The following is a 6,917-nucleotide window of genomic DNA, read 5'->3' as shown; positions in this document are numbered from 1 at the left end:
CCTCCCGAGGCCCGGGTGTCACCGGCACCCTTCCCGAGGCCGGGGTGTGACGGCACCCTTCCCGAGGCCCGGTGCGATCGGCACCCTTCCCGGAGCCGGGGTGTGACCGGCACCCTTTCCGAGGTCGGGATGTGACCGGCACCCTCCCGGAGCCGGGGCGTGACCGGCACGCCTCCCGAGGCCCGGGTGTCACCGGCACCCTTCCCGAGGCCGGGGTGTGACGGCACCCTTCCCGAGGCCCGGTGCGATCGGCACCCTTCCCGGAGCGGGGGTGTGACCGGCATCCTTTCCGAGGTCGGGGTGTGATCGGCGCGCCTCCCCGGGCGCGGACAAGGGCCCCGTCGCTGCCGACGGGGCCCTTGCCGGAGGCGGACGTTATCGGCGGGCGTTGCTTCGGGCTATCGCCTTGGCGATCTTCTGGGCGTCCAGGGCGAGTTCGCGGAACATCCCGCTGATGGGATTGGTGAACCCGGTGAAGTACAGGCCGGGGGCGTCCCGCGGGGAACGGGCGCCGTGGACGACCGGACGCCCGCGCTCGTCGAGCACCCCGAGGTGACCGACGAGCCCCTCCAGCGCGCGCCGGTAACCCGTGGCGGCGATGACGACGTCGGGGCCGATGCGGTCGCCGCCGGCGAGGACGACCTTGCCGTCCTCGAAGCTCTCGACGGCGCCGACGATCTCGACCCGCCCCTTGCGCACGGCGTCCAGCAGGCCGACGTCCTGGACGGGGATCGCCCCTTCCCGCACCCGCGAGTAGAGCCCGGTGTCCGGGCGGGGCAGCCCGTGCGCCGACAGGTCGGGCACGCTGACCCGGGCCAGCGGCCCCGCGAGCCGGTCGACCAGCCGGACCGGCAGCCGCCGTACGAGGATGCCGGTGAACTGGGCGGCCCAGCCCGCCGTCGAGCGCCGCACGATGTGCGGCGCCGTCCGCACCGCGAGCCGCACCCGCGACGCACCACCCTCGACGAGGTCCACGGCGATCTCCGCGCCGGTGTTGCCGATGCCGACGACCAGGACGTCGCGGCCGGCGTAGGGGCCGGCGTTGCGGTACTCGCCGGCGTGCAGGAGTTCGCCGGTGTAGGCGTCGCGGCCGGGCCAGTCGGGCAGGCGGGGCGTGTGGTTGTGGCCGGTGGCGACGACGACCGCGCTGCCGGTCAGGCGGCGGCCGCCGGTGGCGTGCAGCAGCCAGTCGTCCCCCGACCGCTCGACGCGGGAGACCTCGACCCCGGTGACGATCTCCAGTTCGTGGTGCTCGGCGTACTTCTCCAGGTAGCGCACCACGTTGTCACGTGACACCCACCGTCCGAAGGAGCGCGGCATCGCGAGCCCGGGCAGCGCGGACAGCCTGCGGGTGGTGTGCAGGTGCAGCCGGTCGTAGTGGCGCCGCCAGGAGGCTCCGACCCGGTCGGACCTCTCCAGCACGACGGCCCGCACACCCCGGCTGCGCAGCGCGTACGCCGCGGCGAGTCCACCGGGACCGCCGCCGATCACGTACACGGGGCGGTCTTCGTGGGACGGCACCGAGCGGGGTGTCGAGGAAGCTGTCGAGTCGGCCATGAGCGCGAGCGTAATCACGTCCTGACTTGATGGGTCTCGGTCAAGGCCGGAATCGGTTGCGAATTGATCACGGCTGTAGGAGGCGTGGGTGGGGCCGGTGCCGTAGGCCGTCCGGTTGTGGGGGTGGCGTGCGGAGGGGGGAGGTCGGACGGGGTCCGGGGCGCGTGTCGCCCGCCGTGTGCGGTGCCCCTTGCGCGGGCGCTCCCCGTGCGCTGAACTGACGTACCGTCAGATATCGAGGCGAAGGCGTGGGTGTCCATGGACACGATCTGGCTCACCGGTGCGCAATGGCTCGCCGTGCTGCGTATCGGACTCGGCCTGTGGTGGCTGGAGAGCTGGCGGCACAAGGACAAGAAGGGCTGGTTCGAGCGGGGGACCGGCATCGCGTGGGCGGCGGACGTCGCCTCGAAGCACCGCTGGAACGCGGTCCGCAGCGGCTTCGACGCGGTCGTCGCGCCGAGGCCGCGGACGATGGCGTACGTCGTCGTCTACGCCGAACTCGCCGTCGGTCTCGGCCTGGTCGCCGGCTTCCTCACCCCGGTCGCGCTGGCCGGCGGTCTGCTGCTCAATCTGCTCTACCTGGTCCTGATGATCCACGACTGGGCCGAGCAGGGGCAGAACGCGATGATGGCGCTCATCTCCCTCGTCGCCCTCTTCGCCATGTCGTGGCAGACCTGGTCGCTGGACGACGCGCTCGGGCTGTTCCGGTGAAGGGCGGGGCGCCGGGGCGGACGGGACAGGGCGGAGCGGCGGGCGGCTCCGGCGGGGCGCGGTTCGATGTGCCGGAGGCCGACGCGTTCAGCCGCGCGTACTGGGAGGCCGCCGCCGGGGGGCGGCTCCTGCTGCGCCACTGCGCCGCCTGCGGACGTGACCACCACTACCCGCGCGAGTTCTGCCCGCACTGCTGGAGCGAGGACGTCGGCTGGCGGCAGGGGAGCGGACGCGCGACGCTCTACACCTGGTCCGTCGTGCACCGCAACGACCTCCCGCCGTTCGGCGCCCGCACGCCCTACGTGGCCGCCGTGGTCGACCTCGCGGAGGGGCCGCGGATGATGACCGAGATCGTGGAGTGCGAGGAGAGCGCGCTGCGGATCGGGATGGAGCTGGAGGTCACCTTCCGGGCGGCCGGAGCGGACCCCGCCACCGAGGTGCGGGTGCCGGTCTTCCGGCCCCGGCGGTGAGCGCTCGGCCGCTGACGGTGAACCCGGGCACTCCCGGGGTGAACGGCGGGGTCCCAGGGTGGCCGGCGGCCGGGGCGACCCGGAGGTGAGCCCGGCGCCGGTTCGGGTTTCAATGGCTGGATGGCCGACGTCGACGAGCAGTACACCACCTACCCCTACCGCGAGCTGCACGGTCACGGTCTGCGGCTGCGCGCCTGGAACGCCGCGTCCGACACCGACGCCGGCGCCTGGCTGCGCGGACTCTCCGATCCGGAGTTCCAGCGGTGGAACACACCGCTGAAGGCCGTCCGGGACATCGACGGCGCGCGGGAGTCGCTCCGGACGCGGGCCGAGAGCGCCGTGGACGGCACCGGGGTCTCCTTCTGCGTCACGGACGCGGAGAGCGGGGAGATCCTCGGGCACATCGGCGTCAACGAGATCGACCACGTCATGGGCTGCGCCCGCGTCGGGTACTGGGTGCTGCCAGAGGCACGCGGCCGCAAGGTCGCCTCGCGCGCGCTCGCGGCGGCGGCCGGTTTCGCCTTCACCGAGCTGGGAGTGCACCGCCTGGAACTGGGCCACGCGCTCGGGCACGACGCCTCCTGCCGGGTCGCTGAGCGGTGCGGGTTCCGGTACGAGGGGACGCTGCGGGACGCGATGTTCGAGGCGGGACGGCACGACGCGTACCGGGACGTCCACCTGCACGCACGGATCGCCACGGACCCGGACCCGGACCCGGAACCGGGCCGGGAGCCGGAGTCGGACCCGGAGCCGGATCGGGACCCGGACCCGGATCGGGACCCGGACCCGTACCCGGAGTCGGAGCTGCGGGCGGACTGACCGGCGGTCGAACTCCTCGGCCCGTCCGGTCCAGCTGGTTCAGCCAGTTCCGCCGCTCCCGCAGGTCCCGCCGCTCCGGCAGGTCCCGCCGCTCCGGCAGGTCCCGCCGCTCCGGCAGGTCCCGCCGGTCCCGCCGGACCTGACCGCCGGGGCGCGTCCCGACCCCGGTGTCCGGCCTCCGGTGTGCGCGACGACCGGGAGTCACGGCCGACAGCCGGCTGTCACGGCCAGAGCAGTTCCTTGCGCCAGGCGCCCTCCGTACGGCGGTAGTTCAGCCGTACGTGCTGCCGGCGGGCGTCTCCCTGGAAGAACTCGGCCTCGTCGGGCCGGAGCCGGTACAGGGTCCAGGTCGGGGCGGGCGCGTCCGGTTCACGCTCGGCGTGGGCCCAGGCGGCCTCCGAGGCCCGCGCCAACTCCGCGCGTGACGGCAGGACTTCGCTCTGCCGGCCGACCAGGGCGGCGGCCAGCGCTCCGGTGGAACGAGCGTGCAGATCGGCCTGCCCCTCCTCCGGCGGCGCGAGCGTGACGGGGCCGCGCAGCCGGATCTGGCGGCCCTGTGCGGGCCAGTAGAAGCCGAGGGCGGCGTACGGGCGGGCGGCGAGCTGGCGGCCCTTGCGGCTCGTGGCGTGCGTGGCGAAGGACCAGCCGTCCGCGTCCGCGCCGTGCAGCATCACCGTGCGGACGTCGGGCAGGCCGTCCTCGTCCGCCGTGGCGAGGGACACGGTGTGCGGCTCCGTCTGCCCGGCGGCCACGGCCTCCGCGAACCACTCCTCGAACAGCGGCAGCGGCTCCCCGGGCGCGGCATCCGGATCGAAGGCGGGCAGCTCGGTGTCCCAGACCCGCTGGGACCGCAGCAGGCGGGCGAACGCGGAGGACGTGTCGGCACTCATGCCCCGATTCTCCCGCGACGGCACCGGGACCGCCCGCGTAGGCGTCCCGTACGGCCGCGCATCCCGCCGTCGGCGTGACCGACGACGCCACGGGTGCGCGCGTACCCACGCCTTCCGCGCGGCACCGGGGCGCACGTGTCGGCGTGACCCCGGGTTGAACAGGACCGCCCGCGCAGGCCCACCGCCCGGCCTCGGTACGCCCGCCCAGGTCCTCTCGACGAGGGCCGGGACCGTCCGCGCCGGTGTTCTGCTGTGGCCCCCGGGGCCCCACCACCTACGCCGAACTCACTCTCCCCGCATGGCAGTTCAAGGGCGCGTCCGGGGGCGGCCCCCGGCCCTGGGTAGGGCTGGCCATACCCCCGGTCCGGGAGCCCGCCTCCTCGTGCCGGGGAGCGCGCGACGGCATCGTTGGACCCGGTCGAACCCCAGAGGTTCACGGCCCCGCCGCCCGGAAGGAAACCCCATGAACTCGCTGCTCTCGCCGAAGCCGGAGACGGCGTGCGCGGCGCGGGTTCCCGAAGCCGTCGAGGCCCGTACCGACGGCGTACGGAAGGCCCCGGCGGCCGTGGCGGCACCGGGTCCGCTGGCCTCCTTCGTCCGGTTCGTGGTGTGCGGCGGGGGAGTCGGACTCCTCTCCAGTGCCGCGGTGCCGCTGCTCGCCGACGGGCTGGGGTGGCTCCTGGCGAACGCGCTGGTCACCGTCGTCTCGACCCTCCTGTGCACGGAGCTGCACGCACGGTTCACCTTCGGGGCCGGCGGGCGTGCCGGATGGCGCCGGCACTGGCAGTCCGCCGGGTCGGCCACCGCCGCGTACGCCGTGACCTCGGCCGCGGTGCTCGTCCTGCACCTGGTGACGTCGGCGCCCGGCGTACAGGCCGAGCAGGCCGTCTACCTCGGCGCCTCCGGGCTCGCCGGGGCCGGCCGCTTCCTGGTGCTGCGCCTGTACGTCTTCGCCGCGCGCCCGAGCCGCCCCGCCCCGGCAGGCCCGCTCCCGGTACGCGCCGACGCGACGGTGCCGGTCCCCGGGGAGCTGCGCGCCCGCCCCCGGAGCGCGTGGGCGAGTGTGCGGACGTGCGGCGCACCGCCGGCTCACCCGCGCCCCAGGACCACCGTTCCCGCTGAGCAGAACCAGCCCCCGGTGCCGGAGGCCACCGCGAGGCGCGGCAGCCCGCCGTCGGGGCGCCGCACCTGCCTCCCCTCGCCCGCCTCCCCGCGCAGCTGCCGTACCGCCTCCACGAGCAGGAACAGGCCCCGCATCCCCGGGTGTTGGGCCGACAGCCCGCCCCCGTCGGTGTTGACGGGCAGGTCCCCGCGCAAAGTCAGCCGCCCCTTCTCCACGAAGGCGCCGCCCTCGCCCTTCGCGCAGAACCCGAGGTCCTCCAGCGTCACGAGGGTCATGTAGGTGAAGGCGTCGTAGATCTCGGCGAGGTCCATCTCGTCCGGGCGCAGTCCCGCCCGCCGGAAGGCGAGCCGTCCGCTCACGGCGGCCGGGGAGACCGTGAAGTCGGCCCACTCGGACATCGTGGTGTGCGAGACGTGTTCGCCGGTGCCGAGGATCCACACCGGTGCCGTGCGGCAGTCGCGTACGTACTCCTCGGCCGCGAGCAGGACGGCCGCTCCGCCGTCGGAGCGGATGCAGCAGTGCAGCTTCGTGAAGGGGTCCGCGATCATCGGGCCCGACAGGACGTCGTCGACCGTGACGGGGTCGCGGAACATCGCCTCGGGGTTCGCGGCGGCGTTCGCCCTGGCCTGCACGGCGACCGAGGCGAGCTGTTCGAGGGTGGTGCCGTACTGGTGCATGTGGCGGCGGGCGGCCATCGCGTACTTGGCGACAAGCGTGTGGCCGTAGGGGACCTCGTACTGGAGCGGGCCCCGGGCGCCGAACGAGAGGTCGCCGGTGCGGCGGCCCGCTTTGATGTCGGCGCGGGCGGTGGAGCCGTAGACGAGCAGGACGGCGTTGGCGTGGCCCGCCGCTATGGCGTCCGCGGCGTGGGCGGCCATCACCTCCCAGGTGGAGCCGCCGACCGAGGTGGAGTCCACCCACACGGGTCTCAGGCCCAGGTACTCGGCCACCTCGACCGGGGCGAGCGTGCCGAGGCCGGCGGAGGCGAAGCCGTCGATCACCTCGCGGTCCAGCCCCGAGTCGGCGACGGCACGGCGGGCCGCCTGGGCGTGCAGCGCGTACGCGGTCGTCCCGTCCACCCGGCCGCAGTCGGCGAGTGCGGCCCCGACGACGGCGACCTTGCGTCGTCCCGAGGCCGTCGAAGGCCGGGACGACCCCGGAGTCCGTGGGGTTGGCGTCACAAATCTGACGGTACATCAGATGCGCTGCCTCCCGGGAGGGGTCGGCCGCCGGGTCCGGTGGTCCGCGCCCCTGTGCTTCCGCCGGGTACCGCCCTAACATGACGGCCCGTCAGATACGGGGCGGGGGCCGGCGCGGGGAGAGCCCTCGGCCGGTAGCCGCCCCGGG

Annotated in this window: 6 protein-coding genes; 3 read left to right on the top strand and 3 right to left on the bottom strand. The window is 74.6% G+C overall.

Annotated features, from left to right (window positions below; genetic code table 11):
- Window positions 1–375 precede the first annotated feature (375 nt).
- Window positions 376–1,557 (bottom strand): NAD(P)/FAD-dependent oxidoreductase, encoded by a 1,182-nt coding sequence (locus ACFYQQ_RS22785; RefSeq protein WP_355782122.1) that lies wholly within the window; start codon window positions 1,555–1,557, stop codon window positions 376–378.
- 258 nt (window positions 1,558–1,815) lie between these two features.
- Between ACFYQQ_RS22785 and ACFYQQ_RS22780 the strand changes: the two genes are divergently transcribed.
- From ACFYQQ_RS22780 to ACFYQQ_RS22770, 3 genes are all read left to right on the top strand, one after another.
- Entirely contained in the window at window positions 1,816–2,268 is a 453-nt protein-coding gene (locus tag ACFYQQ_RS22780; RefSeq protein ID WP_355782119.1) for a DoxX family protein, read from the top strand.
- 68 nt (window positions 2,269–2,336) lie between these two features.
- A complete protein-coding gene (locus ACFYQQ_RS22775; RefSeq protein ID WP_355782116.1) occupies window positions 2,337–2,738 on the top strand; it encodes a Zn-ribbon domain-containing OB-fold protein in 402 nt (133 codons plus the stop codon).
- Between the two features lie 120 nt (window positions 2,739–2,858).
- Complete coding sequence (locus ACFYQQ_RS22770) at window positions 2,859–3,557, top strand: GNAT family N-acetyltransferase (RefSeq protein WP_355782113.1); 699 nt, start codon at window positions 2,859–2,861, stop codon at window positions 3,555–3,557.
- A 221-nt stretch (window positions 3,558–3,778) separates the two neighbouring features.
- On the opposite strand, the gene ACFYQQ_RS22765 is transcribed toward ACFYQQ_RS22770, so the two are convergent.
- Together ACFYQQ_RS22765 and ACFYQQ_RS22760 are read right to left on the bottom strand one after the other, a co-directional pair.
- Window positions 3,779–4,447 (bottom strand): pyridoxal 5'-phosphate synthase, encoded by a 669-nt coding sequence (locus ACFYQQ_RS22765; RefSeq protein WP_355782111.1) that lies wholly within the window; start codon window positions 4,445–4,447, stop codon window positions 3,779–3,781.
- 1,089 nt (window positions 4,448–5,536) lie between these two features.
- Window positions 5,537–6,751 (bottom strand): acetyl-CoA acetyltransferase, encoded by a 1,215-nt coding sequence (locus ACFYQQ_RS22760; protein ID WP_388905013.1) that lies wholly within the window; start codon window positions 6,749–6,751, stop codon window positions 5,537–5,539.
- Window positions 6,752–6,917 lie beyond the last annotated feature (166 nt).

It is taken from the genome of Streptomyces sp. NPDC005496, from assembly GCF_042872045.1.
GTDB lineage: Bacteria > Actinomycetota > Actinomycetes > Streptomycetales > Streptomycetaceae > Streptomyces.
The sequence above is the reverse complement of the archived record's forward strand: the minus strand, read 5'-3'. Positions and strand labels throughout refer to the sequence as shown.

Coding starts and splice junctions, on each gene's coding strand:
- ACFYQQ_RS22785 (WP_355782122.1), bottom strand. CDS start 1,557: ATGGCCGACTCGACAGCTTCCTCGACACCCCGCTCGGTGCCGTCCCAC.
- ACFYQQ_RS22780 (WP_355782119.1), top strand. CDS start 1,816: ATGGACACGATCTGGCTCACCGGTGCGCAATGGCTCGCCGTGCTGCGT.
- ACFYQQ_RS22770 (WP_355782113.1), top strand. CDS start 2,859: ATGGCCGACGTCGACGAGCAGTACACCACCTACCCCTACCGCGAGCTG.
- ACFYQQ_RS22765 (WP_355782111.1), bottom strand. CDS start 4,447: ATGAGTGCCGACACGTCCTCCGCGTTCGCCCGCCTGCTGCGGTCCCAG.